Below are 25151 nucleotides of genomic sequence, written 5' to 3' on the forward strand. Positions count from 1 at the left end.
TGCAATAATAAATTGAACATTTATACTGCTTGATAGATATGATCTAATTCTTTCTCAAAGATTTCATCTGGAGTATGATATGCCAAGATCTTTCTTGGTAGTGAATTGCACCAGGTTTCAATATTAATAATATCTTGAAGAGAATAGTTATTGATGTAATCACCTTTGGGAATAAATCTGCGAATAAGGCCATTGTGTCTTTCAACAGTGCCTTTATCACAAGAAGTATATGGATGAGCATAGTAAACCAGGGTTTTTGAAACTGTCTCCAGATTGGATAAATCCGCAAACTCTGATCCATTATCAGTTGTAATTGTCTTAAAGATGTCATTCCAGTGTTCACTATACTGTTTGCGCAGAGCCTGAAAAGCAGTCATCACACTGGCGGCTGTCTTATCAGGAATACGCAAGATTAAAAATTCACGGCTCATTCGTTCAGACAAAGTTAGCAGTACTTGATCATCCTTAGTTTTATGTCCTAAGACTAAATCGCATTCCCAGTGGCCAAATTCTTTACGATCATTGATCTCCTTGGGACGTTCTTAAATACTTCGGCCAAGCTTTTTCTTATTTTTACGAATGCGATGTATTTTAGTATTGCGCTTTAACTTTTCTGGCAAATCAGAATTTCTCATACCCATTAAGCATTGATCTACATAGTTGTACAAGGTTCTAGTGCAAACTACCTGATCACGAGAAAATTCTCCTAAAGCTAAGCAGCGATTGGCACATACATCAAGAGACCAGCCATCTTCGCAGAAATGCTTATTAACGTATTTGATAAAGTCAGATTTCTTTAAGAAATCTGATTTACGACCGCAATTCTTACGATGTATTTGGTAAGCTTTATCACCTTGTTGTGCCTTATAGCGTTTTTGCTTACCATGATAAAGCAAAACAGTACCACGTTTAACCTCATAACTGATAGTAGAAGGAGAGCAATCAAGCTCACGAGCAATAGCCCTAAGAGAGAAACCGTCTTTAATACGGGTTTGAATAACAACCCGTTGCTCAAATGATAAATGCTTTCCCTTTTGGTGCTTAGGCATGATAGAATGTAAAGAGTCCATTTGTGACCTCCAATAGATGTTTTTGTGATTATTAACATTCTATCAAACAGGTCCAAATGGACTTTTTATTTTTCTAAAGTGTTCAATTTGATTTTACAATCGGCGTTTATAAAATATTTACTTTTCATTACATTTATTTCAAAAACTCTCTCAAACATATGAAAAAACGGCTAGTCAACTAAACTAGTCGTTTTCTTTATCTTCAAATAATTTTTATTCGTTCTTGTCAGCTTCGTATCTGTTATCGAACAATGGGCTAAGTGCCTTGTGTCCTTGGATGCACTTAATAGCATCACCCATAAGTGGGCCAACAGATACTAAAAGCATCTTGTCCAACTTCTTTTCAGCTGGTTGGTTGATTGAGTCAGTAAGAACTAAGTTCTTAATTGGTGAATCATTCAATCTCTTGATGGCTGGGCCTGAAAGAACGGCGTGAGTTGCACTAGCGTAAACTTCAGTAGCACCTGCATCGATCAATGCTTGAGCTGCTAAAGTAATAGTACCAGCAGTATCGATCATATCGTCGATAATGATTGCACGCTTGCCCTTAACATCACCGATAATGTTCATAACTTCGGCAACGTTAGCCTTAGGACGACGCTTATCAACGATAGCGATAGGACAACCTAAGAATTCAGCAAGCTTTCTAGCACGGTTAACACCACCGTGGTCAGGTGAAACAACAACTGCGCCTTCTTCCAAGTGGTTACATAAGAAGTAATCAGCAAGAAGAGGAGCACCCATCAAGTTATCAACTGGAATATCGAAGAAGCCTTGGATTTGTGGTGCGTGCAAGTCAAGTGAAAGGATACGATCTGCACCTGCAGTTTGAAGCATATCAGCAACAAGCTTAGCAGTGATTGGTTCACGTGCACGAGTCTTACGGTCTTGACGAGCATAACCATAGTAAGGCATTACAATGTTAATTGTACGAGCACTAGCACGACGTACAGCGTCGATCATGATCAAAAGTTCCATCAAGTTATCGTTTACTGGATCACTTGTTGATTGAACAAGGTAGATGTCTTTACCACGTACAGTTTCATCAATATTAATTTGAATTTCACCATCACTAAAACGTTCAACGCTTGACTTAGAAAGTGGAACGCCAACACGGTCCGCAATCTTTTGAGCCAATGGCACGTTTGAGTTGAGGGCAAAAATCATCATATCGTCTTTATAGGACATAATTTCCTCCGTAAAAATAATTAACCAGCTCTATTTTAGCAAAAGTTGTTCCAAAAAGAACCATGTACTCCTTAATTATAACAAGATTTTTGCTTCTACAGTAAAAAACAAGCAAAAGGACTAACTATTGAGCACTAAAAAAGTTAGAATATATGTGTACTTTCGAGTACAACGAAAATATCCTAAAAAATAAGACGTAACATCTATTGGATGTACGCCTTATTTTTGTTTTCAGTACTATTAGTTGTTACTAGTAGTAGTACCTACTTGAGCATAGTCATTAATGTTCAAAGCTTGAGTGTAACCGTTAGTTACGATTGACAAAGTAGTGTTGTTGTTAGTAAATTGAACGCTGCTTTCTGGAACGTTGTTTACTGAAGCTACTAATTTAACAATTGCGGAAACTTCATCTGGAGTTAAGTTGCTTAAGTTAGCTACAGTAACCTTCTTACCGTCAAGCTTAGCCTTTGCACTAGTGATGTTAGCGATAGCTTCGTTAACTTGTGCAACAGTTGCGCTAGCGTTGTTGTTTACAGCAGTAGCGTCAGTAATTGCCTTGTCGTATGCACTCTTAGCACTTGATGAAGCAAGCTTGTAAGCATCTGTGTTCTTAATAGCGTTTGCTTCGTTGATGCTTGGAGTAAGCTTAGCCTTGTCAGCTGCAGTAGCTACAGTAACTTCAGTTAAAGCTTGTTCTGGAGTGTTAACTGGGATTAAAGTCTTGCCGCTGTAGGTAACATCAGTAGCCTTTAAGTAGCCTCTGCCACTAGCTAACTTGTAGAACAATTCTGGAGTGCTGTTAGCTGAGATAGCAATGTATCTTAATTCTGAAACTTGTTGCTTTTGGCCAGCACCGAATGATCTAGTTGAGTCTGCTTGACCCTTGATGTCGTAAAGTGGAGCAACCTTAGTAGTAGTTACGATTGATGCATTTAAATTAGTATAGTCTGATGAGTTGTCATCTACAGTTGCGCTGCCGTCTGGTTCGTTAACTGGATCAAGCTTGCTTGAAACCTTACCAACATTAGCAGCCTTTACGAATTGATTGTCACCGATCTTGTAGTAAAGCTTAGTACCAATGTATCTTGCTTCAGTAGCCTTTACCTTCTTGCCCTTCTTAACGGTCTTCTTTTTAGTATTACCGTTACCATCGTAGATGTAGGCATTCTTCTTCATGGTAATAGTTACGCTGCTAGTTGAGTCAACGTTGCTTGCCTTAACAAATGCAGTACCTGCAGCATTAAGTTGGTAGTAATCCTTACCATTGATAGTGTCAGTACCGTATGAGTTAACAGTAGTACCTTTAGTAAGCTTTGTCTTACCGTTGTACTTCTTGATACGCTTGCCGTTTTGGTCGTAAACGTATGCGTTGTGGATCAACTTAACCTTAATAGCATCCATGTCTGAAGCTTCTGAATCCTTCTTAGTTGAAGTGGTCTTCTTAGCGGTAGTCTTGCTTGATGATGAAGCATTTGCACCACCAACTACATTTGCGGCCTTAATGTAAGCATTGTTACCAAGGCTATAGTAAAGAACACCATTGATCTTAGTAGTGCCGTTTGACTTTACAGTTACACCCTTTGCAATAGTAGTGTATTTTGCACTGCCCATGTACTTATCAAGACGCTTACCATTCTTGTCGTAAACATATGCGTTACGAGCTAAGGTAATATTGTTTGAAGATGCCTTTGAAGTAGTCTTTGATGAAGTTGACTTCTTAGCAGTAATCTTAGTTGCTGCCTTCTTTGATGAAGTACTCTTTGAGTTTGACTTACTATCAGTAGTCTTCTTGGTTGAAGTAGTAGTCTTCTTTGCAGTGGTCTTGCTTGATGACTTAGTAGTTGTTGCAGCTTGAACTGAGTTTTGGATGTTAGCTACAAGTGGACTAACACTCATCAATGCGGCTGCTGATACCATAATCAACTTATGATTTAATTTCATCTATTATTTACCTCAAATCTAAACTAAAAATTAAATTCATTTATATATTGTAAATCCAAAACCGAATTTTGCCAATTTTAGTACAAAAAAAGACATCTTTTCTTAACGAAAAGGTATCTTTTATTGCAAATTATTGCTTAACAGTTACATCTGAAGCTTTAACGTAGTAACGGTTTGGTTGTAAAGCGTAGTACTTAACACCGTTGATAGTCTTAGTACCTAAGCCCTTAACAGTTACGCCCTTGCCAATGTACTTAGTATTTAAGTAATTGTTTACACGTTTACCATTCTTGTCGTAAACGTAAGCCTTGTTCTTCATAGTAATCTTTACAGGCTTAACGGCTGCCTTCTTGCTAGTAGTCTTCTTAGTTGAAGTTGACTTAGTAGTAGTCTTGGTAGTCTTAGTTGACTTCTTTGCAGTAGTCTTTGAGTTGCTGTTTGACTTAGTTGAAGTCTTAGTAGAGGGCTTCTCTGAAGAAGTGTTTGACTTAGTGGTCTTAGTTGACTTCTTAGTAGTCTTCTTTGAAGTGCTCTTCTTAGCAGTTGAAGTAGTAGTTGTTACCTTCTTGCCGTCTGACTTAAGAGTGTATGTAGTGTTGCCTGACTTGTAAGTTACTGTACCTTGAGTTGCTGAAGCTGGAATCCAGTACTTCAAATCAGTTTGGATACTGTAGTAAACTTGACCATTGATAGTCTTAACGTTCCAAATAGTGTACTTGCCACCCTTAGTAGCAGTCTTTGAAGTCTTCTTACCGTTTCTGTCAACGAACTTCATGGTCTTAGTCATTTCAACACGACTATTCTTGCCGTAGGTGTTATTAACGCCCTTTGCATGTGCAACTGGTGCAGCTTGTACGCTGTTTGATGCCATACCTAAAACTGGACTAACGCCCATTAAAACTGCTGCTGATACCATCATTAACTTATGACTTAACTTCATAAATATATACCTACCTCGTTAAAAATATTCTGTGTAAATATATTGTAGGGCTCTTATATAATTTTGCAAATAAATACTTTAGCCTTAATATTTTTTTATCAAAAGAACCCTAGTCCGTTTGAACTAGGGTTGCTGCTTTATTTTTTATTTAAAACTATTCCCAATCTTTGTCTTTTGAAAGAGGAAGTTTGTGCCAGTAGTCTGGCTTGTTGACTTGACGACCACGAGCAATTGCCATGTCGTACTTGTCTACGTCCTTAGTGATGGTTGAGTCAGCAGCAATAAATGTATGATCAGCAACATTAATTGGAGCGATCAAAGTTGAACCAGCACCGATGAATGAGTGATCACCAACATTAGTATGGAACTTCTTAACACCATCGTAGTTAGAGAAAATGGTACCACAACCGACGTTAATATCCTTACCCAAAGTAGCATCCCCAACATAAGTCAAGTGACCTACCTTACTGTTTTCGCCAATTTCAGCCTTCTTGATTTCAACAAAGTTACCAATGTGAGCACCCTTGCGAATAACTGCCTTTGGACGAAGGTGTGAGTTAGGACCAATATCAGTATTGTCATCCATTTCAGCTTCTTGAAGAGTTGAAGAAGTAATGGTTACGTGGTTGCCGATCTTAGAATCAACAATTCTTGAACCATTAGTGATGTAACAATCGCTACCGATTTCGGTGTTGCCCTTAATCACAACGTTGCCTTCAATTACAGTATCGTTGCCGATCTTTACGCCAGCATCAATATAAGCAGTATCAGGATCGATGAATGAAACACCGTTACGCATGTGTTCTTCGTTGATTCTTCTTTGCATGGTCTTAGTTGCTTGTGCTAAGGCAATACGGTCGTTTACACCAAGACTTTCACTGAAGTCTGGCATCTTGTAAGCACCAACGCGTTCGCCACTGTTACGCAAGATTTCGAGCACATCAGTCAAGTAGTATTCACCTTGTGCGTTGTTGTTGTCAACGTGCTTCAAAGCTTCGAAAAGCTTCTTGTTGTCAAAGCAGAATACACCAGTGTTAATTTCCTTAACCTTTAATTCTTCTGGCTTACCGTCTTTTTGTTCAACAATTCTTAAAACGTTGCCTTGGTCATCACGAATGATTCTGCCGTAGCCAAATGGGTTAGGTGCTTCAGCAGTCAAAACAGTAGCAGCGTTGCCCTTTTCTGCGTGGTACTTGAACAATTCGTCAAAAGTTTCGGTGGTAAATAAAGGAGTATCACCAGTAACTACCAAAGTAGCACCGTCTTTATCACCTAATTCTTCCTTAGCAGTCATTACCGCGTCACCAGTACCAAGTTGCTTTTCTTGGAAAGCAAAGTCAGACTTGCCGTCTAAAACCTTTTCAACTTCGCCAGCACCTGTACCAACAACAGTAACGATCTTGGCAGGGTTAACGCCACGAGCGGCATCAACTACGTGTTCAACCATAGTCTTGCCACAAACTTTGTGTAATACCTTATATAACTTTGATTTCATTCTGGTGCCCTTGCCTGCAGCAAGAACAACTACATATTTTTCCATTAGTAATTAACCTCTTAATAATTAAAACTTGGTTCTAGTATACCATTTTAAAAACGGTCGAAATCAGTTTCATCTAAGAAGTTGCCAGGTTCTGCTAAAATAAGCTTCTTTTCGGTATCAATCTTGCTGATCTTAACCAGTGATAGATAGTTGTTGATTAACTTTTCTTTATCAAAATCAGCTTCGCAAAGTACGCACACGCCGGCAATAGTTCCGTCAAATTCCTTAACTAGTTCCTCCATACCAGTTAAAGTGCCGCCGCCTTTCATAAAGTCGTCGACGATCAAAACTTTAGAACCCTTTTCAAGTGCGCGAGTAGGCAATTCCATCTTTGATACACGAGATAAAGATGAAGAAATGTAGTTTACTGAAACTGTTGCACCTTCGGTAACCTTTGAGCGTTTTCTTGCGGTCACGAATGGCATATTAAGGTATCGGGCTACGGCTTGAGCTAAAGCAATACCCTTAGTTTCAACTGTCATTACGGCATCGACATCTTCATATGCATAGCGAGTTGCGATCAATTCACCAATACGACGCAAGTCTTGCGTGTCGCCCAAGATATCTGACAGGTAAACAAAGCCCCCTGCCAAAATTCTGCTTGGATCTTCGATTCTTGATGACAAATCTGATAAATACTTTTCTGCGTGCTTTTGACCTAAAAATGGAATGTAGCGTACGCCACCGGCTGCGCCTGCTACGGTCTCCAACACGCCGTCTTGATTGCTTGCAAGCGTATGCTTCAAAATAGCTAAGTCTTCTGAAATAGATGATTTAGCTGCACCGTAACGCTTAGCAAAGAATGGTAGTGCAATTAGCGTATGAGGACGTTCCATTAAATATTTGGTCATATCCACCAATCTTTCTGAACGTTTCATGATATTTCCTTTCTAATGTTTGGTTTTATACTTAATAAATATACTCTAAAAGACAAAAAAAATCACTAACATTTCAAAAATGCTAGTGACTTTTTGTAAATTATAATTAAGCTTCGGCTTCTTCAGCCTCATCATCAAACTCTAATGTAATATTCTTAGTTAATAAATCTGTATAACTGTAAGAAACGTGTTTAAAGTTATTTTGATGTTGATCTAAATCAACCACAAACACTGCAGGGAATGTTTCTCTTAAAATTCCCCGTCTTTTTGTAACCTTCTTACGACCCGCTTGAGCTACTACTGTTATGGTATCACCTAAGTGAGAATCCAACTTCTGTTTAATTGTCATAATTGACGTTGGCACTAAGCAACAACTCCTTCTTAGGTATTTTACCATAATTATATAATAAAATCAATATTATACACTATTTAGCAGTAATATTGCTAGCTATTTTGATAAATTGTTCAATTGTTAAATCTTCAGGTCTAACTCTCGTATCAACGCCCAATTCTTTAATCAAAGCTGCACGCTGATCATTATCTGGAATCAAAGTCTTCAAGTTGTTGTTCAAAGTCTTTCTTCTTTGTGAGAAGCACATCTTCACTACCCAGATAAAGTGTTTTCTATCGTTAATCGCTGGCTTTTCAGCAAGTGGCGTCAAAACAACTACCGCAGAATCAACCTTAGGACGTGGCATGAATGATGAGCTCTTTACTTCAAGCGCCAGCTTAACGTTCATTTCAGTTTGAACGGAAATAGTGAGTGGCCCATACTCCTTGTTGCCTGACTTTGCTTCAAGTCGTTCAGCCACTTCTTTTTGCATCATCAAGGTTAAACTGGCAAAGTGCAAATCTGATTCAGCCAAAGCAAAAATGATTGGCGTTGTAATGTAGTAAGGCAAGTTAGCGACGACCTTAATTGGCTTACTCATATCGAAAAAGCCAGCCAAGTCTTCTTCAAAGTTAGCCTTCAATACATCCTTAAGTATCAACTTAAAGTGTTCATCTAATGGCGCATCCCCAATCTTTTTGGGTAATTCATTATGCAAAATTTCAGGCAAGCTGTCGTCGACTTCATAAGCAAACACCTTAGCTCCAGCTAAAAGCAATTGCTCAGTCAATGATCCAATCCCAGGACCAATTTCAATTACTTGATCGCCAGGTTGAATATCAGCTGACTCGACAATACCCAAGATAGCAGCTTGGTCAACCAAAAAGTTCTGTCCTAAATTTTTCTTAGCTTTAACAAAGTAACGGTTAATGATCGCTCTTGTTCTGACTGGTGAGCCAATTGGAATATTATTTGCCATTTTCAATCTCCTCTACAGCCTGCTTAAGTTCATCAAGTGAAACGCCAAAGGTATGCAGGCGATTGTAAAATTGCTTGGAATTGCCGTAGCCTACGCTTAACTTAATACCGACTTGTTCGCGTAATTTCCGTGAACCACTGCCGCCTGCTAAACCTAGCTTGCGATATTCAGTTTCAGTTAAATCACTCTTTTGCAGATCAACTTCATGCAAATCCTTCAGGGCCCGTTCAAGCGCTTCTTTTGAGGCATGCTCAACGCCAAGGCTACCCTTTTTATTAGGCTCGCCTTCCTTACGCGTAATAAAGGCCTGCTTAGCGTTCGGAACCGCATTAGTTACAATACGACGAATTCGTTCGCCATTAAAGTCAGGATCCGTAAAAACAATAATTTGTCTGGTCTGACTTAACTTTTTTATTTGCTTTAAAACAGCATCAGAAACAGCTGAACCGTTTGTTTCAACCGTCTCAATTCCTGGGAAAAATTGTTTTAAACGGATAGTATCGTCTTTCCCCTCAACAACGATTACTGCATCAAAATTCTTTTTATTTAAGACCATAAACTCTCACTGTATTTTTATAAGTAGCGTCTGCCACTTCTTCAAGTGGAATATTCTTCAACTTAGCGATGGCTTCGGCTACATAACGCACATAACCCGTCTCGTTTTGGTGACCGCGGTATGGCTTAGGTGTCAAATATGGCGCATCAGTTTCAACCAAGATTCGATCAAGTGGAGCTGCCTTGGCACTTTCATGCACTTCCGTTGCCTTAGTGAAAGAAACAACACCGGAATATGAGAAGTAGACGTTTAAATCTAAGAACTTGTTTAACCAATCAACGCCACCATTAAAGCTGTGCAAAATTGCCCCATATTCAAGATTGCTGTGTTTCAAAATGTCGTAGCAATCTTCAAAGGCATCCCTAGTATGAATATCAACCGGCATCTTCAAGTCATGTGCTACTTCAATTTGTCTTGCAAATACTTCACGTTGCACATCGCGAGGTGATTCGTCCCAATAATAATCAAGACCAATTTCACCCATCGCAACTACCTTAGGCATTTTCAATTGTTCAACCAGCTTATCTTCGGCCTTTTGATCATAGTCTTTAGCAACATCAGGACAATAACCGACCATCGCATAAACATTATCAAATTTTTGTGCCAAATCGACTGCACGCTGGTTAAAATCAGGATCTTGTCCTGCGCAAATCACCTTGGTTACACCCAAAGCTTTTGCGCGTTCAAGGTAATATTGTTCCTTGCCGCGAAACGGCTCATCGTTTAAATGAGTATGGTTATCAATGATTTCCATTAACCTAATTCAGCTCCGTTTGCGTGTTCGTCACCAACAATTGCCAACTTGATCTTGCCGTCTTTTTCACTAGACAAAAGCATACCTTCACTTAAGTGACCAAGCATCTTACGTGGCTTCAAGTTAGTAACTGCCAAGACCTTCTTATCAAGCAATTCGCTTGCGTCTGGGTAGAACTTGCGGATACCACTCAAAATTTGACGTTCCTTACCATCGCCAAAGTCGAGCTTGAACATCAACAACTTCTTTGAACCTTGAACTGGTTCTACTGACAAAACTTGACCTACTTGGATCTTAACCTTGTCGAAGTCATCAATGGTAATTTCGTTACCCTTCTTTTGTTCGCTTCTAGTGGTCTTCTTTGGCTTAGCCTTAGCCATTTCATCCTTGATGTACTTAACTTCTTCTTCAGCCTTAAGTCTCGGGAAGATTGGCTTTGGCTTTTCGATTACCTTAGTGTCCCAAGCAAAGTCGCCAAATGATAAGCCTCTTTGGTCTTCATCGTCCCAGTTCAAGCCAAGTTGTTCAAACATCTTAGGTGCAGTTTCAGTCATTACTGGTTCAATCATAATTGCGATCAAACGAAGACTTTCTGCCAAGTTAGACATTACGTGCGAAAGTGCTTCCTTCTTGCCTTCCTTGTTAAGAACCCAAGGAGTAGTTTCATCGATGTACTTGTTAGCACGAGCGATGAGCTTCCAAATACTGTCTAAAGCTTGTGAGAAGTGGAGTGAATCCATGTATTCTCTGTATTCGTCGATTACGCTAGCAGCAGTATCTTGCAATTCCTTGCCAAACTTGTCTTGTGCGACAGGAACTGGATCAACGTGACCATCTTGGTATTGGTTAATCATTGAAACAGTACGGTTCAATAAGTTACCCAAGTCATTTGCCAAGTCGTAGTTGATTCTTTCAACGAAGTCTTCTGGAGTAAAGATACCGTCAGCGCCAAATGGAAGTGCACGCATCAAGTAGTAACGAAGTGGGTCAACGCCGTAACGGCTAGTAAGTGATTCTGGGTAAACTGCGTTACCTTTAGACTTAGACATCTTACCGTTCTTCATTAATACCCAGCCATGACCAATAATGTGCTTTGGAAGTGGCAAATCAAGAGCCATGAGCATGATTGGCCAATAAATAGTGTGGAAACGAACGATTTCCTTACCTACCAAGTGAACATCTGCTGGCCAGTACTTCTTAAACAATGAATCATCGTCTGAGCCGTAACCTAAGGCAGTGATATAGTTTGAAAGAGCATCGATCCAAACGTAAACAACGTGCTTAGGATCGCTTGGTACAGGAATACCCCAGTCAACTGTAGTACGAGTAACTGAAAGGTCTTCAAGGCCTGGCTTAATAAAGTTGTTGATCATTTCCTTTTCACGAGAATGAGGCAAAATAAAGTCAGGGTGTTCCTTGTAGTATTCAACCAATCTGTCAGCGTATTTGCTCATCTTGAAAAAGTATGAAGGTTCCTTAACCAAACGTACTTCGTGACCACTTGGAGCCTTACCGCCGATTACGTTACCGTCATCATCCTTATAAACTTCGGCAAGTTGTGATTCAGTGAAGTATTCTTCGTCTTCAACTGAGTACCAACCAGTGTATTCGCCTAAGTAGATGTCGCCCTTCTTTAAAAGCTTTTCAAAGATCTTTTGAACAGCCTTAACGTGTTGTTCATCAGTAGTTCTAATGAACTTGTCGTAAGAAATATCAAGGCTCTTCCATAATTTCTTGTAAGAATCAGCCATCTTGTCAACGAATTGTTGTGGCTTGATTCCTTGTGCTTCAGCCTTTTGTTCGATCTTTAAGCCGTGTTCATCAGTACCTGTTAAGAAGAAGGTGTCATAGCCTTGTGCGCGCTTGTAGCGAGCCATAGTATCAGCTGCGATTGTAGTATAAGCATTACCAATAGTTAATCTACCGGATGGGTAGTAAATAGGGGTTGTAATGTAAAAAGTATCTTTATCAGCCATTAATATTCATGCTCCTTTATTGTCTAAAATATCTATTCTATCTTACCACGAAAACAATATTAAAAAGGAATTGGAAATAATCCAATTCCTTTTTTCTAAAATGTTACATTTTTTAAATATATTTTCTTCACGATCGTGTTAAGCAAAATATAAATTATTTCAAGAACCAACACAACCAGCATAAAGCTGAATGGCAAATTCGTCATCCCTAAGCTTGAAGCGATGCTGGAAGATGGCAATGCCGAACCCCAAATTGCTAGTGCAAAGGTAACCAAGAAGACGATTGGTGTTGCATGTTGACCAAAGAATGGAAATCTTTCGTCACGCAAAACGTGGATTGCCATTTCTCTTGTCCACAGTGATTCAATAAAAATCCCTGAGTAAAACAGTGAAATGAAGACCCAGTGATGGTAGTTTGAACCAACCAAATATGGACAAACCACGTAAAACATCATTGCCATCGCAATAAAGTCGATGATCGCAGGAATCGGGCCAAAGGCTAAAACAAACTTAGGCCATTTTCTGATCGACCATTTCTGTGGCTTTTTAACATAGCTCTTCGAAACACTATCGAATGGAATTACCAAACAGCTGATGCTGTAGATCAAATTAAGAATCAACAATTGCAGTGGCAATAATGGTAAGAATGGCAAAATCAGTGAAGCCACAACCATGGTGATGATACTGCCGAGGTTGGTTACAAGGAAGGTCTTGATGTACTTCATCGTATTGGAGAAGACCTTTCTCCCCGTAATCACCATTTCTTCAAGCAGCTGCAAATCTTTTTGTTTAAAAATGATATCTGCAGATTCTCTCGTAATATCAACTGAGTTTTCTGAGGTAACCGTCACGTTAGCCACATTCATGGCAAGAGCGTCTTTATTGCCATCGCCCATGTAGCCAACTGTATGACCATTTTTCTTTAACGCTTCAATGATCTTGGTTCTAAGTTCTGGCGTTAAATGAACAAAGATATCGCACTTTTCAACGATCTCAGCTAATTCTTCTGGACTCGCCTTTTCGATTTGTTCACCATCGTAAACAGTATCAACGTTTAAACCCACCTGCAAAGCAATCGCACGCGTTACCGCCTCATTGTCACCGGTAAAGATTTTGACATCGATATTGTCATTTCTAAGAGCTTGTAAGGCTTCCTTAGTACTTTCCTTTGGTGGATCTAGATATGCAAGATAGCCCACAATGGTTAAATCATTTTCATCCTTAGCTGAAAATTCTCCAACTGGAGCTGGATTTAACTTGTAGCCTACTAAAAGCACACGCAAGCCATCATCGTTTAATTCATCGATCTGCTTTAAGATCTTTTTGCGCCAGTCATCGGTCAACTCTTCACTTTTACCGTTAATTTCTACTTTATTAGAAATATTGAGCATCCCTTCAGCGGCGCCTTTTGTAACCAACATGTGCTGGCCGTGGTGTTCATCGTTATCAACCACCACGACGCTCATTCTTTTGCGTGTATAATCAAACGGAATTTCGTCGATCTTGTTGTAGTCACGCTGGATTTCATTGACGTCAAGCTCGTCACCCGCCGCATCGATTATGGCCTTATCAATCAAATCCTTCATTCCAGTTTGATAGTAGGCATTCAAATACGAGAACTTCAAAATTCGCGGCGTTTCTTGCATCTCCAAGTCATAGTGCCGCTCCAGCACTACCTTATTTTGCGTTAAAGTCCCCGTTTTATCGATACAAAAAGTATCAATTGAGCCCAGATTTTGAATGGCATTCATCTGCTTGACTACGGCACCTTTTTTGGACATTTCCAGTGCCCCTTTAGTCAAGTTGCTGTTAACGATAATTGGCAAAACTTCTGGCGTAATCCCTGCGGCGGCCGCCAAGGCGAAGATCAAACTTTCACCCCAGTCACCCTTAGTCAGGCCATTAATAATGAACAAAAGCGGAATTAAAATCGCAGCCGTGACGATCAAAATCTTGGCTAACTGTCTCATCTCACGATCAAATAAGGTCGTCTTTACCTTCTTGCGTGAAATTTCCTGCACCTTTTTACCAAAGACAGTATTGTTGCCGACCGCAAAAACAATGCCGCTACCCGAGCCAGAAACAATCGTCGTTCCCTCATATAAAATGTTAGGGTAGTTCAAATAGTCCTGCATACTCGGTTTAATGGTCACATTGGCCATTTTTTCTACTGGTTCCGAGTCGCTATCCAAATAACTGTATGAACAAAACAGGTCCTTACTCGTAAGGAGCTTCATGTCTGCAGGAATCATGTCGCCGGCAGACAAATTAATCACATCGCCCACAACTACTTCGTCGGTGGGCAGTTCCACGTTTTTACCATCCCGACGAATGTTAGTCGTTACCGAAACCATGTCCATCAATTTTTCAGTTACTTTGGCAATCCTAATCTTTTGGGCAAAATTTACTACCACAGAAATGATCAACATAATAATCATCACAATGACTGTATCTATATCACTATTATCTTGTGGCACCAATATATAACTAGTAAATAAAGTTAAAATAGTTAATCCAATTAAAGCAAGCGTGAACGGAGTAGCGATTGATTCCCACAGCAATCGCCAATTAGAAGCATTGGAGTTAGTCCTAATCCTATTTTCGCCATATTCTTTTCTATTTTCTTCAGCCTTATTCGTGGAAAGTCCTTCAGCGCTTGCCTGAAGTCGCGCTAGCGTCTCACTACGCGATTCGTGTGCAATCTGCTGAATTCTTTGAATGTCGACATTTGACTGCTTTTTGCCAGCTGCTTTTACCATTCTTTGCTCCTCTCATTTGATCGACAAGCAAAACAAAAAAGCCACCTACTGTTTCTGTAGGTGACCTAACAAGGCTTTGTCATACTCGTCGTTCAGTTTTAACACTACGTGACGTAAGCACATGCTAGCTATCTGGATCTCGCCTTAAGTCGACGACACCTATTTAACCCGTTGGCATCTCTGGATGTTTCTGGGCGATAGCGTGTGTTCACGTAGGAGTCTCACCTAACAGTTTAATTGCTAATTATATCCACAAGAAAGTGTAAGGACTAAATTTAAATAAGTCAAGCCACCTAATTGCGTGAATTGTAATTATTGCGGCCGAATCTTCTTAAAACATAAACGATTCCGACGATCAAGAATGCTAGTGCTAACGCAATCGGAAGCGCTACGCGATGTGGATGCGAAATTTTATCTTGCTCGCTGCTCGATAAATCATATTTGTCTAGTGCATATTGATACTGCTGATCCACCTTGGTAGCACAAGCTCTAAACACGAAGCGTAATCCTTCATTAAAGGTGGCATTATCTTGACTGCGCAACTTATCTACTTCAGCTCTAATAATGTTGGCCCGTGCGTCAGCCGTAAAGGCGCCGTGCAGGTCCTTAGTAGAAAAGATTTGCACGTTGCGCTTCTTGCCTTTTTGTCCAACCACGATAAATACCGATCGCTTAGTACGGTTAAACGCCTCAGGAGTGAGTTTATTCAGTCTCTTAACTGTAATCACAGAGATCTGCGGCTGCTCCTTAGTTTGAAAATAGCGATTATTCTTTTCAGTAATTAAAGTCTTAGTTTCTTTATTCAGAATATGAGCATGGTCTTCAATATTAGGCTGCACAAATCCCGTAGTCGTTAAAAAGACTAACAACAAACCTACTAAGCCAACTAAACTAATTCTCGTCTTCTTCAAGTTTATGGGCCAAACCTTCCACATATTTTCGATCGATCTTAATTTGCTCATATGGTACCCCGCAATCATGAAGCAACTTCAATGCTAGTGGATTATCACGATAGTCAAAATAATAATTTATCTTTTTAATGCCTGCTTGCACTAAAGCCTTGCAGCAGTTGTAACAAGGAAAATGGGTCACGTAAATTTCAGTATTTTCAGTAGAAACACCAAATTTCGCACATTGAATGATGGCATTCATCTCTGAGTGAATCGTTCTTACGCAGTGGCCGTCAACCATTTGGTGGCCAACGTCATCGCAATGCGGCTGTCCTGAAACCGAACCGTTATAGCCAGTACCGATAATGCGGTGATCTTTGACTAAAACGCTGCCGACTAGCGCTCTATTACAAGTAGAACGCTGAGCAATTACTAACGCCTGCATCATAAAATATTGTTTCCATGGAATTCGATCATGCATGACTTTGCCCCTTGCTTTTATTTATCTATTCTTAAAGTAGTTCAAGCCGATAGCATCACGAACTTGTTGCAAAGTTTCGTTAGCTACCTTGTTAGCCTTCTTTGAGCCTTCCAAAAGCATTTCGTAAACTGCATCTTCATCTTGAGCAAACTTTTCACGACGTTCACGGATAGGTGCAAGTTCTGCTTCAAGGACCTTGTTCAAGTAACGCTTAATCTTAACGTCGCCCAAACCACCCTTTTGATATTCTTCCTTAAGTTCCGCAACCTTATCCTTGTCTGGGTCAAAGACATCAAGGTAAGTAAAGACAGTGTTACCTTCGATCTTGCCTGGATCTTCCACGTGAATGTGGTTTGGATCAGTGTACATTGACATAACTTTCTTTTGGACGGTCTTGGCATCATCAGCTAAGTAAATAGCATTACCAAGTGACTTAGACATCTTAGCATTACCGTCAAGACCTGGAAGACGACCTTGACCCTTTGGTGGGAAGTAGCCCTTAGGTTCAACCAAAATATCGGTGTTGTAAACTCGGTTGAAAGTTCTAACGATTTCACGAGTTTGTTCAAGCATTGGTTCTTGGTCATCCCCTACAGGAATAACAGTTGCCTTAAATGCAGTAATATCTGCAGCTTGAGAAACTGGGTAGTTCAAGAAACCGACAGGAATGGAATCTTTGAAGTCCTTTTGCTTAATTTCAGTCTTCACAGTTGGGTTTCTTTCAAGACGAGCAACTGTTACTAAATCCATGTAGTAAGCAGTCAATTCAAACAAAGCTGGAATTTGTGATTGTACATAGATAGTAGACTTATTTGGATCAAGACCAACAGCTAAGTAGTCCAAAGCTACTTGGATCAAGCTTTTGCGGATCTTTTCTGGATTACGAGCATTGTCAGTTAAAGCTTGCGTATCGGCAATCATAATATAAGGATCATACTTGCCTGAATTTTGTAATTTTACTCTGTTCTTTAAAGAACCAATGTAGTGACCTATGTGAAGTTTACCAGTTGGACGGTCACCGGTTAATAAAATTTCTTTTGCCATGCTTCTTACTCTTTTCTATTATTAATGTTTATTTTTTATTTAAGTAATTACTTAATTTTAACAAATATTAGGCTATGATTAAACTAATCGTAGGTGATCAAAATGTGTAATCAATTTCGTATACCCAAACTCGCATTAATCAAACAATATCTAACTGAAGACCTAGATCTGCCTTTAGTTGAACCCAAAATAAATGATGAAGAAAAAGACGTCTTTCCTAACCAAATAGCGCCAGTTTTGCTTTATCAAAACAATCGGCTGCAATTAGTAAATAAAAACTGGGGCTATCCTAGTCCCGTCGATGCAAATAAGCCGCTATTTAATGCTAGAATCGAGCGTTTTTATGAACAAAAACCATCAATGTGGGATGAGTCCTTTGCCAAGCAGCGCTGCATTATCCTGGCTAGCGAATTCTTCGAATACGCCAAAAACACTTATCAAGCAGATAATGGTAAGAAATACCATGAACGCTATAGTTTTAAAAGCAAACAACCAATTACGATGATTGCTGGTATTTATGACCATAATAATTTTGCCATGGTGACGACCGACCCGAACTCAGATATGCGGCCCATTCATAACCGGATGCCGCTGATCATTGAACCAAGCGAACTGCGCCGCTGGCTCTTTCAAAACTTTACCAGCTTAATCAACAGAGATAGTATTTCACTTTCTGTCCAGAAGCAGCCCCACAAAAAATAATTGTTCTATTGCCTGAAAGCATGATAAAATAAAGACATATTGCGGGTATAGTTAAATGGTAGAACGACAGCTTCCCAAGCTGTAGATGCGGGTTCGATTCACGCTATCCGCTCTAACCAAAAAACAGGGATGAATTTTTCATCCCTGTTTTTGTTTTATCTTGTTTTCTTTTTAAACCATGATCACAGTTAGAACACTGCTTAAGATTGCCAGATAGATTGGCATATAAATCGTTTGTGAATATAAATAGCTCCCAGCAAAGAGCATGCCGTAAATTGCTTCAATAATGAAGTTAATGAGTGAACTTTGATAATTCAATACGCTGAAGATCAAACCGGAAACGATGATTCCCACAACGGCAACTTGAACGCTATCTCTACGGAAAGCATAGTTGAATAAAAAGCCCGTTGCTAGGAATTCCTGCAGAATCGGTAAGATGATTCCTTGAACGACGATCAAGAACCAGAACATCCCTGTTGACTGACTCTTAAGATAAATCGTCTGGAAATCATACAGAGGTATTTTGCCATACGCCTGCAAATATGAAATCGAAATTCGAGTAGCCGTCAGCACCAGCGTTAATAAAACTACCGCCGAGAAATTCCCCAGCCACGGCAATTTAAAATCACGCGCAAAAAAGCGATTCTCACGATTATAGCGATATACATAAAACAGTAAAATCATCGCAGCCACGACACCGAATAAAATCAGGTCCCAGACATGCAACGGCGACTTTCTAGTAACAAGCTTCACTACTGCAAAGACCATCAGGTAACAGATTAAATACACTGCATAGCGAATGACATTGCCCTCTCTCGATTCTGGCGTATTCAAGATTTTCACTCCTACTCTGGATTGTATCCTACAAATTCCATATTATACCAAAAAAATACAGTTAATTGAATACAGATTATTTTACTTCCACAATAGTTACCTTGATATTCTCCGGCCGGTGCTTCAACTGTTTAAGTCGTCCCTGCCTCTTTTTTCATAATTGCTTGCCCCAGTGGTGAATCAAAGGAAATATTGCCATCGGCTAAATCAGCCTCCATCCGGCCAACAATCTTATATTCTTCAGTATCTTCATCATCGTCAAACTTCAAGACAACGGTTTTGCCCAAATCAACCTTGCCATCGTCCTTAGTTTCAACGATTTCCGTATACTTTAATTGTTTGCCTAAGTAACGCTTAGCTTCAGTATATTCCGTATTTTCTGAAAGGTCGCCGAGCGCAGCACGTGCTGCCTGCAAAATTTTAATTCTGCGTGGACGATCCTTCTTTAAGCGGGCAATTTCATCTTCAATTTGTTTGTAGCCTTCTGGCGTCATCTTTTGAAAATATACCATAATAGTTATTTCTCCTTTTGCTTTTTAATTATGTAAGAGTTTTCCACAAGTGTTAATCCTTAATTTGATCAACTTTTTAATCAAAAATTAGCACTATATGTTTTTGAGTGCTAAATAGTTTAACTTTGTTTCAAAACGACTACAATAATCAGTGTAAGGAAAAAGAGATCAGATAAACAAATGATTCGCTCCTTACAAATTAACTTAGACAAAAAATGAAAGGAAGTTTTATTTATGGCAAACGATATGATGAATCGTCGTAATGATATGATGGATGCAATGAACGACTGGTTTGGTTTTCCAAGAAACTTCTTTGATGACAGTGAAATTGAAAACATCATGCAATCAGATGTTGCTGAAACTGATAAAGATTATGTAGTTAAGATTGATATGCCAGGCATGAACAAAGATGACATTAAGCTTAACTATAAAGATGGTGTTTTGAGTGTTGCCGGCACCAGACAAGCCTTTAAGGACACCAGCGACAAGAACAGAAACATCATTCACCAAGAGAGAAGCGAAGGCAGTATCTCAAGAAGCTACAGATTACCAAATGTAGTTGCAAGTGACATTCATGCAAAGTATGATAATGGTGTATTGACCATCACTTTGCCAAAGCAAACCGCTAGCGATGATGGCAATTCTATCCAAATTGATTAATTATTAGATAATTGCAAGAAATCTAATAAGTAACGGATAAATAGTTCTCTGAAGCGAGTTCATGATTGAACCCGCTTTTGTTTTGGCTTAAAATAGAGTTAATTTAAGAAAAAATTAAAAACGTAAATTGCAATAATAAATTGAACATTTATACTGCTTGATAGATATGATCTAATTCTTTCTCAAAGATTTCATCTGGAGTATGATATGCCAAGATCTTTCTTGGTAGTGAATTGCACCAGGTTTCAATATTAATGATATCTTGAAGAGAATAGTTATTGATGTAATCACCTTTGGGAATAAATCTGCGAATAAGGCCATTGTGTCTTTCAACAGTGCCTTTATCACAAGAAGTATATGGATGAGCATAGTAAACCAGGGTTTTTGAAACTGTCTCCAGATTGGATAAATCCGCAAACTCTGATCCATTATCAGTTGTAATTGTCTTAAAGATGTCATTCCAATGTTCACTATACTGTTTGCGCAGAGCCTGAAAAGCAGTCATCACACTGGCGGCTGTCTTATCAGGAATACGCAAGATTAAAAATTCACGGCTCATTCGTTCAGACAAAGTTAGCAGTACTTGATCATCCTTAGTTTTATGTCCTAAGACTAAATCGCATTCCCAGTGGCCAAATTCCTTACGATCATTGATCTCCTTGGGACGTTCTTCAATACTTCGGCCAAGCTTTTTCTTATTTTTACGAATGCGATGTATTTTAGTATTGCGCTTTAACTTTTCTGGCAAATCAGAATTTCTCATACCCATTAAGCATTGATCTACATAGTTGTACAAGGTTCTAGTGCAAACTACCTGATCACGAGAAAATTCTCCTAAAGCTAAGCAGCGATTGGCACATACATCAAGAGACCAGCCATCTTCGCAGAAATGCTTATTAACGTATTTGATAAAGTCAAATTTCTTTAAGAAATCTGATTTACGACCGCAATTCTTACGATGTATTTGGTAAGCTTTATCACCTTGTTGTGCCTTATAGCGTTTTTTCTTACCATGATAAAGCAAAACAGTACCACGTTTAACCTCATAACTGATAGTAGAAGGAGAGCAATCAAGCTCACGAGCAATAGCCCTAAGAGAGAAACCGTCTTTAATACGGGTTTGAATAACAACCCGTTGCTCAAATGATAAATGCTTTCCCTTTTGGTGCTTAGGCATGATAGAATGTAAAGAGTCCATTTGTGACCTCCAATAGATGTTTTTGTGATTATTAACATTCTATCAAACAGGTCCAAATGGACTTTTTATTTTTCTAAAGTGTTCAATTTGATTTTACAATCGGCGAAAAAATTAAAAATGAAAAAGGAGATTTTTTTATGGCTCATGAATTAACTGTACAAGAGCTGGAAAAGTTTTCTGCAGACTTTAACAAGAACCCAGAAAACAAAGTTATTGCTCGTGCTGCACAACGTAGTGGTGTGCTTGAAGCATCATACAATGATCGCGTTCAAAGTAAATTAACTCGTGTCTTCTCTACTGAACTTGACACTGACAACGTTACTAACCAAAAACACTCAGGTCGTTGCTGGGAATTCGCAACCTTAAACGTTTTGCGTCACGCTTTCGGCAAGAAGTACAAGGCTAAGAACTTCACCTTCTCACAAGCCTACAACTTCTTCTGGGACAAGATTGAACGTGCCAACATGTTCTACAACAGAATTTTGGACAGTGCTAACATGCCCCTTGATTCTCGTCAAGTTAAGACTGACTTAGACTTCGCCGGCTCAGATGGTGGTCAATTCCAAATGGCAGCCGCATTAGTTGAAAAGTATGGTGTCGTTCCTTCATACGCAATGCCTGAAACTTTCAACACTAATGACACTACTGGCTTCGCTACTGCACTTGGTGACAAGCTTAAGAAGGATGCTTTGGTTCTTCGTCACCTTAAGCAATACGGCAAGGACGACGAAATCGCAAAGACTCGTGAAAAGTTCTTGAGCGAAGTTTACCAAATGACTGCTATTGCCGTTGGTGAACCACCTAAGACTTTTGATCTTGAATACCGTGACGACGACAAGAAGTACCACTTGGACAAGAATTTAACTCCACTTGAATTCTTGCACAAGTACTTAGGCGACGTTGACTTTGACGACTACGTTGTTTTAACTAACGCACCTGACCACGAATACAACAAGTTGTACGGTCTTCCAGCAGAAGACAATATCGAAGGCTCAATCAGAATCAAGCTTTTGAACGTACCAATGGAATACTTATCTTCAGCCGCTATCGCTCAATTAAAGGATGGCGAAGCTGTTTGGTTCGGTAACGATGTTCTTCGTCAAATGGACCGTAAGACTGGTTACCTTGACACTAACCTTTACAAGTTAGATGACTTGTTTGGCGTTGACTTCAAGATGTCAAAGGCTGACAGATTAAGAACTGGTGTCGGCCAAGTTTCACACGCTATGACTTTAGTTGGTGTTGATGAAGACAACGGCGAAGTTCGTCAATGGAAAGTTGAAAACTCATGGGGTGACAAGTCAGGTTCAAAGGGCTTCTACGTAATGAACAACGAATGGTTCAACGACTACGTATACGAAGTTGTTGTTCACAAGAAGTACTTAACTGACAAGCAAAAGGAATTAGCTGAAGGCCCAATCACTGACTTACCAGCATGGGATTCATTAGCTTAATGAAGAAATTTGAGTATATTAAAAAGCCAGATCCACTAAGGACCTGGCTTTTTAATATCGATTCAATTTCTCAGAATTTACGATATTTATTTATAAATATAGCTTCCATCTGGATAAAAAGTTATAATTTTCGAATTTTTAAATAAAGAAAACATTTCGTGTATCGATTCTTTATTCTTAAATCCCATATTTTGGGCTGATTTATTTGCAAAATCATCCCCTAAGATTTCACACAAAGAATTCAAAATTCTTTCAAGATGTGTCAACTACCCTAGACTGAAGTCTAGGGCTTAGTGGCTCGTTAGCTTGCGCTAACCAGAACACCAACTTGCTTAGATACGGACTTGACTTACCAGCAATAGTCTTTTGACTATTGCCGATAGAGGTCGTCTAATTACCAAAGCCTTTTAAGTCCGCAAGTTGCTAACGGACTGCAGCCTTTCTAGGCTGCTTTTTTTATTTTAGGATTTTGCCACTTGCTTAATCCTTTTTCTAAGATATTCACTGCCGCATTCCAATCACGAATATGGGGCATTCGACAAATTGGACAAGTCCACTCCCGATCCTTAAGGGTTAATTTCTTATAACCATTTTGGCCCATAATACTGCCACAAGCATGACAGCGTTGAGTGGTATATTTAGGATCAATTGTTAGAAATTCTTTACCATATAGATCTGCCTTATAAGCCAGCATATTCAGGAAACTACGCCAGCCGACATCAGAAATTGATTGCGACAAGGCATGATTCTTTAACAGGTTTCTGTTTCTTAATTCCTCGGCAACTACTAAATCGTGGTTTTTGATTAGTGCAGTTGAGAGTACTTGTAAAAAGTCATTACGCTGTCTGCGAATCTTGTCGTGCAGTCTGGCAACTGATAAGCGTTGCTTTTGATAATTCTTAGCTGTCCGCAAATTACGCCCTTCTTTTTTAGCCCGGCGCTGCCTGCGAGACAAGACACGTTGGGCATGGGCCAGCTTCTTTTTGGTTTTGCGATAAAATCGTGGATTAGCGACCATTGCTCCGTTAGATGCTGTTAGGAAGTTATCTAAATTGAGGTCAATGCCAATTTGACTTTGTGTTTTAGATAATTCCTTAACAAAAGCAGTATCGCTGCCTAATTGCATAGACAGGTAGAACTGGTCATCAGCGGTCTTTTTTATCGTGACTGTGCCAATTCTAGTTGGTATCTGCTTAAGCAAGCGCTCTTTAATCAGTTTTCTAAAACCAGCAATGCGGACAATTCCCAGCTTAGGCAATTTAATATGTTTAGCATCAATAAATCTAGCTGTCCCGTTATCAAGATAGGCTTCTGACTGCTTAGGATATTGACAGTTGGTCTGATATGACCAGTCGCTGCGTTTTTTGTGAAAAGTCGGAATTCCATGACCAATCTTGCGATAGTTGTTCCAAGCTTTCTGATAGTTTTGAATCGCATTGGCAAGAGCGAGACTATCAATTTCTTTAACACGTAAAAAGCTATAAGCATCACGAATATTCTTAGGCTTAGCCAATAATTCATTATTGATGACTACTGTTTCTGCCAGTTGGACTTCATAGCTATTAAGAGCAGAAAAAGCAAAGGGCATTGCTCGATTTTGCCTATTAGCTAAATAACGTTTAGCATGGTAGCTAGTCCGATTGCGTCCTACATAAGAGTTGTAGACAAAGCGCTGCGCATCATAGTTTAGTTTAATGATTTTCTTTTGCTTAGAACTAGGATAAAAGCGAAGCTTAACGCCAAAATGATAGGCTAAACTGCTCATTCTTTTCATGTATTTCACCTCCTTGTATTATTGTAATTTGATTATATCCTATGTATATCTTATAATCAACAGTAAATAGATACATAATAGACGAAAGGATATTAGACTATGAATAATAAGAGAGACAAAATAAAAGACGCAGGCTATGAAAAACACTACGTCTATAATGCACACTATCATCTAACTTGGTGTACTAAATACCGCAATCAAATCTTTACTAACCAAGACCTGGCTCAAGAAATGCGAGACCTGCTCAAGCAAATAGCCGAAGATAATCAAATCAAAATTGAAAAAATGGAGGTAATGCCTGAACATATTCATTTGCTTATCAGCTTTAGACCATCAAAATCAGGTTCAAGCGTAGTCAAAGCACTCAAAGGAAGAAGTGCTTTTTTATTCTTCAAGAATCATCCCGAAATTAAGCAAAACAAGATGTGGGGCGGACATTTATGGTCACCCAGCTATTACTTTGGCACGGTAGGGAATATGTCTAAAGAAGTAGTAGAAAAGTACATTAATGACCAGATCTACAATGCCGTTAGAGACGGCAAGCCCTATCCATCCCCGCATTAAAATACGGGGATTTTCGGGCGTTTTTCTTTAAAAAGTAATAATTGTTCTTCATATGAAAGATGATGTTCCATATTATTCTATCCATAAAAAAACCTTCGCTGATAGAGGAAAATCCATCCGTCATTG

General features: G+C 39.2%; 22 protein-coding genes, 1 tRNA gene, 1 pseudogene and 1 riboswitch. Of the genes and pseudogenes, 5 read left to right on the top strand and 19 right to left on the bottom strand.

Features of this window, described 5'->3' with window-relative positions; genetic code table 11:
- Positions 1-20: 20 nt before the first annotated feature.
- The 15 genes and pseudogenes from LA20531_RS04710 to trpS form a co-directional block, all read right to left on the bottom strand.
- Positions 21-1070: pseudogene (locus LA20531_RS04710) on the bottom strand (IS30 family transposase).
- 213 nt (positions 1071-1283) lie between these two features.
- On the bottom strand, positions 1284-2258 hold the full coding sequence (locus LA20531_RS04715) for a ribose-phosphate diphosphokinase (RefSeq protein WP_056940444.1): 975 nt from the start codon (positions 2256-2258) through the stop codon (positions 1284-1286).
- Between the two features lie 240 nt (positions 2259-2498).
- Positions 2499-4199, bottom strand: a complete 1701-nt coding sequence (locus LA20531_RS04720) for an SLAP domain-containing protein (protein WP_056940445.1) — start codon at positions 4197-4199, stop codon at positions 2499-2501.
- 130 nt (positions 4200-4329) lie between these two features.
- Positions 4330-5139: an SLAP domain-containing protein gene (locus tag LA20531_RS04725; RefSeq protein WP_056940446.1), complete on the bottom strand. Its 810-nt coding sequence runs from the start codon at positions 5137-5139 to the stop codon at positions 4330-4332.
- Positions 5140-5293: 154 nt separating this feature from the next.
- The gene (gene glmU / locus LA20531_RS04730; protein ID WP_013437076.1) at positions 5294-6679 is read right to left on the bottom strand and encodes a bifunctional UDP-N-acetylglucosamine diphosphorylase/glucosamine-1-phosphate N-acetyltransferase GlmU; all 1386 of its coding nucleotides are present in this window, start codon (positions 6677-6679) and stop codon (positions 5294-5296) included.
- Positions 6680-6726: 47 nt separating this feature from the next.
- Positions 6727-7557 (bottom strand): pur operon repressor, encoded by an 831-nt coding sequence (gene purR, locus LA20531_RS04735; RefSeq protein ID WP_056940447.1) that lies wholly within the window; start codon positions 7555-7557, stop codon positions 6727-6729.
- A 106-nt stretch (positions 7558-7663) separates the two neighbouring features.
- A complete protein-coding gene (locus LA20531_RS04740; RefSeq protein ID WP_056940448.1) occupies positions 7664-7921 on the bottom strand; it encodes a Veg family protein in 258 nt (85 codons plus the stop codon).
- 61 nt (positions 7922-7982) lie between these two features.
- Positions 7983-8867: a 16S rRNA (adenine(1518)-N(6)/adenine(1519)-N(6))-dimethyltransferase RsmA gene (rsmA, locus tag LA20531_RS04745; RefSeq protein WP_056940449.1), complete on the bottom strand. Its 885-nt coding sequence runs from the start codon at positions 8865-8867 to the stop codon at positions 7983-7985.
- Complete coding sequence (gene rnmV / locus LA20531_RS04750; protein WP_056940450.1) at positions 8857-9423, bottom strand: ribonuclease M5; 567 nt, start codon at positions 9421-9423, stop codon at positions 8857-8859. Before rnmV ends, rsmA begins: the two co-directional genes overlap by 11 nt.
- Positions 9410-10177: a TatD family hydrolase gene (locus LA20531_RS04755; RefSeq protein ID WP_046432969.1), complete on the bottom strand. Its 768-nt coding sequence runs from the start codon at positions 10175-10177 to the stop codon at positions 9410-9412. Before LA20531_RS04755 ends, rnmV begins: the two co-directional genes overlap by 14 nt.
- Positions 10177-12153 carry a methionine--tRNA ligase gene (gene metG, locus LA20531_RS04760; protein ID WP_056940451.1) on the bottom strand — a complete coding sequence of 659 codons (1977 nt, stop codon included), beginning with the start codon at positions 12151-12153 and terminating at the stop codon, positions 10177-10179. Before metG ends, LA20531_RS04755 begins: the two co-directional genes overlap by 1 nt.
- 95 nt (positions 12154-12248) lie before the next feature.
- The gene (gene mgtA, locus LA20531_RS04765) at positions 12249-14912 is read right to left on the bottom strand and encodes a magnesium-translocating P-type ATPase (RefSeq protein ID WP_056940452.1); all 2664 of its coding nucleotides are present in this window, start codon (positions 14910-14912) and stop codon (positions 12249-12251) included.
- A gap of 76 nt (positions 14913-14988) precedes the next feature.
- Positions 14989-15152: riboswitch (M-box (ykoK) riboswitch) on the bottom strand.
- A 53-nt stretch (positions 15153-15205) separates the two neighbouring features.
- Positions 15206-15847, bottom strand: a complete 642-nt coding sequence (locus LA20531_RS04770; protein ID WP_201779579.1) for a TPM domain-containing protein — start codon at positions 15845-15847, stop codon at positions 15206-15208.
- Entirely contained in the window at positions 15804-16283 is a 480-nt protein-coding gene (locus LA20531_RS04775) for a ComE operon protein 2 (RefSeq protein WP_013641434.1), read from the bottom strand. The genes LA20531_RS04770 and LA20531_RS04775 overlap by 44 nt, the downstream gene beginning before the upstream one ends.
- A gap of 21 nt (positions 16284-16304) precedes the next feature.
- Positions 16305-17327 carry a tryptophan--tRNA ligase gene (gene trpS, locus LA20531_RS04780; RefSeq protein ID WP_056940454.1) on the bottom strand — a complete coding sequence of 341 codons (1023 nt, stop codon included), beginning with the start codon at positions 17325-17327 and terminating at the stop codon, positions 16305-16307.
- Between the two features lie 102 nt (positions 17328-17429).
- Between trpS and LA20531_RS04785 the strand changes: the two genes are divergently transcribed.
- A complete protein-coding gene (locus LA20531_RS04785; RefSeq protein ID WP_056940455.1) occupies positions 17430-18029 on the top strand; it encodes an SOS response-associated peptidase in 600 nt (199 codons plus the stop codon).
- Positions 18030-18070: 41 nt separating this feature from the next.
- Positions 18071-18141 (top strand) — tRNA-Gly (locus LA20531_RS04790).
- A 59-nt stretch (positions 18142-18200) separates the two neighbouring features.
- Here LA20531_RS04790 and LA20531_RS04795 read toward each other — a convergent pair.
- Together LA20531_RS04795 and greA are read right to left on the bottom strand one after the other, a co-directional pair.
- Positions 18201-18863: a CPBP family intramembrane glutamic endopeptidase gene (locus LA20531_RS04795; protein WP_056940456.1), complete on the bottom strand. Its 663-nt coding sequence runs from the start codon at positions 18861-18863 to the stop codon at positions 18201-18203.
- Positions 18864-18994: 131 nt separating this feature from the next.
- Positions 18995-19375, bottom strand: coding sequence for a transcription elongation factor GreA (gene greA / locus LA20531_RS04800; protein ID WP_056940457.1), 381 nt, complete (start codon positions 19373-19375; stop codon positions 18995-18997).
- Positions 19376-19609: 234 nt separating this feature from the next.
- On the opposite strand from greA, the gene LA20531_RS04805 reads away from it, so the two are divergent.
- The gene (locus LA20531_RS04805; protein ID WP_013437062.1) at positions 19610-20035 is read left to right on the top strand and encodes an Hsp20/alpha crystallin family protein; all 426 of its coding nucleotides are present in this window, start codon (positions 19610-19612) and stop codon (positions 20033-20035) included.
- A gap of 148 nt (positions 20036-20183) precedes the next feature.
- On the opposite strand, the gene LA20531_RS04810 is transcribed toward LA20531_RS04805, so the two are convergent.
- Complete coding sequence (locus LA20531_RS04810) at positions 20184-21233, bottom strand: IS30 family transposase (protein ID WP_099202220.1); 1050 nt, start codon at positions 21231-21233, stop codon at positions 20184-20186.
- A 137-nt stretch (positions 21234-21370) separates the two neighbouring features.
- Between LA20531_RS04810 and LA20531_RS04815 the strand changes: the two genes are divergently transcribed.
- Positions 21371-22687: a C1 family peptidase gene (locus LA20531_RS04815; RefSeq protein ID WP_056940752.1), complete on the top strand. Its 1317-nt coding sequence runs from the start codon at positions 21371-21373 to the stop codon at positions 22685-22687.
- Positions 22688-23129: 442 nt separating this feature from the next.
- Here LA20531_RS04815 and LA20531_RS04820 read toward each other — a convergent pair whose 3' ends face one another.
- Positions 23130-24461, bottom strand: a complete 1332-nt coding sequence (locus tag LA20531_RS04820; protein WP_099202276.1) for an RNA-guided endonuclease InsQ/TnpB family protein — start codon at positions 24459-24461, stop codon at positions 23130-23132.
- Positions 24462-24560: 99 nt separating this feature from the next.
- On the opposite strand from LA20531_RS04820, the gene tnpA reads away from it, so the two are divergent.
- Positions 24561-25025 (top strand): IS200/IS605 family transposase, encoded by a 465-nt coding sequence (tnpA, locus tag LA20531_RS04825; RefSeq protein WP_099202278.1) that lies wholly within the window; start codon positions 24561-24563, stop codon positions 25023-25025.
- The last annotated feature ends 126 nt before the right edge of the window (positions 25026-25151 follow it).

Origin of the sequence: Lactobacillus amylovorus DSM 20531, assembly GCF_002706375.1 — a bacterium.
Taxonomy (GTDB): domain Bacteria; phylum Bacillota; class Bacilli; order Lactobacillales; family Lactobacillaceae; genus Lactobacillus; species Lactobacillus amylovorus.

What these genes read in the sequence shown, in the direction of transcription:
- greA (WP_056940457.1), bottom strand. Translation starts at nt 19,375, where the DNA reads ATGGTATATTTTCAAAAGATGACGCCAGAAGGCTACAAACAAATTGAA.
- metG (WP_056940451.1), bottom strand. Translation starts at nt 12,153, where the DNA reads ATGGCTGATAAAGATACTTTTTACATTACAACCCCTATTTACTACCCA.
- rnmV (WP_056940450.1), bottom strand. Translation starts at nt 9,423, where the DNA reads ATGGTCTTAAATAAAAAGAATTTTGATGCAGTAATCGTTGTTGAGGGG.
- LA20531_RS04810 (WP_099202220.1), bottom strand. Translation starts at nt 21,233, where the DNA reads ATGGACTCTTTACATTCTATCATGCCTAAGCACCAAAAGGGAAAGCAT.
- purR (WP_056940447.1), bottom strand. Translation starts at nt 7,557, where the DNA reads ATGAAACGTTCAGAAAGATTGGTGGATATGACCAAATATTTAATGGAA.
- LA20531_RS04770 (WP_201779579.1), bottom strand. Translation starts at nt 15,847, where the DNA reads ATGTGGAAGGTTTGGCCCATAAACTTGAAGAAGACGAGAATTAGTTTA.
- LA20531_RS04785 (WP_056940455.1), top strand. Translation starts at nt 17,430, where the DNA reads ATGTGTAATCAATTTCGTATACCCAAACTCGCATTAATCAAACAATAT.
- LA20531_RS04725 (WP_056940446.1), bottom strand. Translation starts at nt 5,139, where the DNA reads ATGAAGTTAAGTCATAAGTTAATGATGGTATCAGCAGCAGTTTTAATG.
- LA20531_RS04805 (WP_013437062.1), top strand. Translation starts at nt 19,610, where the DNA reads ATGGCAAACGATATGATGAATCGTCGTAATGATATGATGGATGCAATG.
- LA20531_RS04815 (WP_056940752.1), top strand. Translation starts at nt 21,371, where the DNA reads ATGGCTCATGAATTAACTGTACAAGAGCTGGAAAAGTTTTCTGCAGAC.
- glmU (WP_013437076.1), bottom strand. Translation starts at nt 6,679, where the DNA reads ATGGAAAAATATGTAGTTGTTCTTGCTGCAGGCAAGGGCACCAGAATG.
- LA20531_RS04775 (WP_013641434.1), bottom strand. Translation starts at nt 16,283, where the DNA reads ATGCATGATCGAATTCCATGGAAACAATATTTTATGATGCAGGCGTTA.
- rsmA (WP_056940449.1), bottom strand. Translation starts at nt 8,867, where the DNA reads ATGGCAAATAATATTCCAATTGGCTCACCAGTCAGAACAAGAGCGATC.
- tnpA (WP_099202278.1), top strand. Translation starts at nt 24,561, where the DNA reads ATGAATAATAAGAGAGACAAAATAAAAGACGCAGGCTATGAAAAACAC.
- LA20531_RS04715 (WP_056940444.1), bottom strand. Translation starts at nt 2,258, where the DNA reads ATGTCCTATAAAGACGATATGATGATTTTTGCCCTCAACTCAAACGTG.
- LA20531_RS04755 (WP_046432969.1), bottom strand. Translation starts at nt 10,177, where the DNA reads ATGGAAATCATTGATAACCATACTCATTTAAACGATGAGCCGTTTCGC.
- mgtA (WP_056940452.1), bottom strand. Translation starts at nt 14,912, where the DNA reads ATGGTAAAAGCAGCTGGCAAAAAGCAGTCAAATGTCGACATTCAAAGA.
- trpS (WP_056940454.1), bottom strand. Translation starts at nt 17,327, where the DNA reads ATGGCAAAAGAAATTTTATTAACCGGTGACCGTCCAACTGGTAAACTT.
- LA20531_RS04820 (WP_099202276.1), bottom strand. Translation starts at nt 24,461, where the DNA reads ATGAAAAGAATGAGCAGTTTAGCCTATCATTTTGGCGTTAAGCTTCGC.
- LA20531_RS04720 (WP_056940445.1), bottom strand. Translation starts at nt 4,199, where the DNA reads ATGAAATTAAATCATAAGTTGATTATGGTATCAGCAGCCGCATTGATG.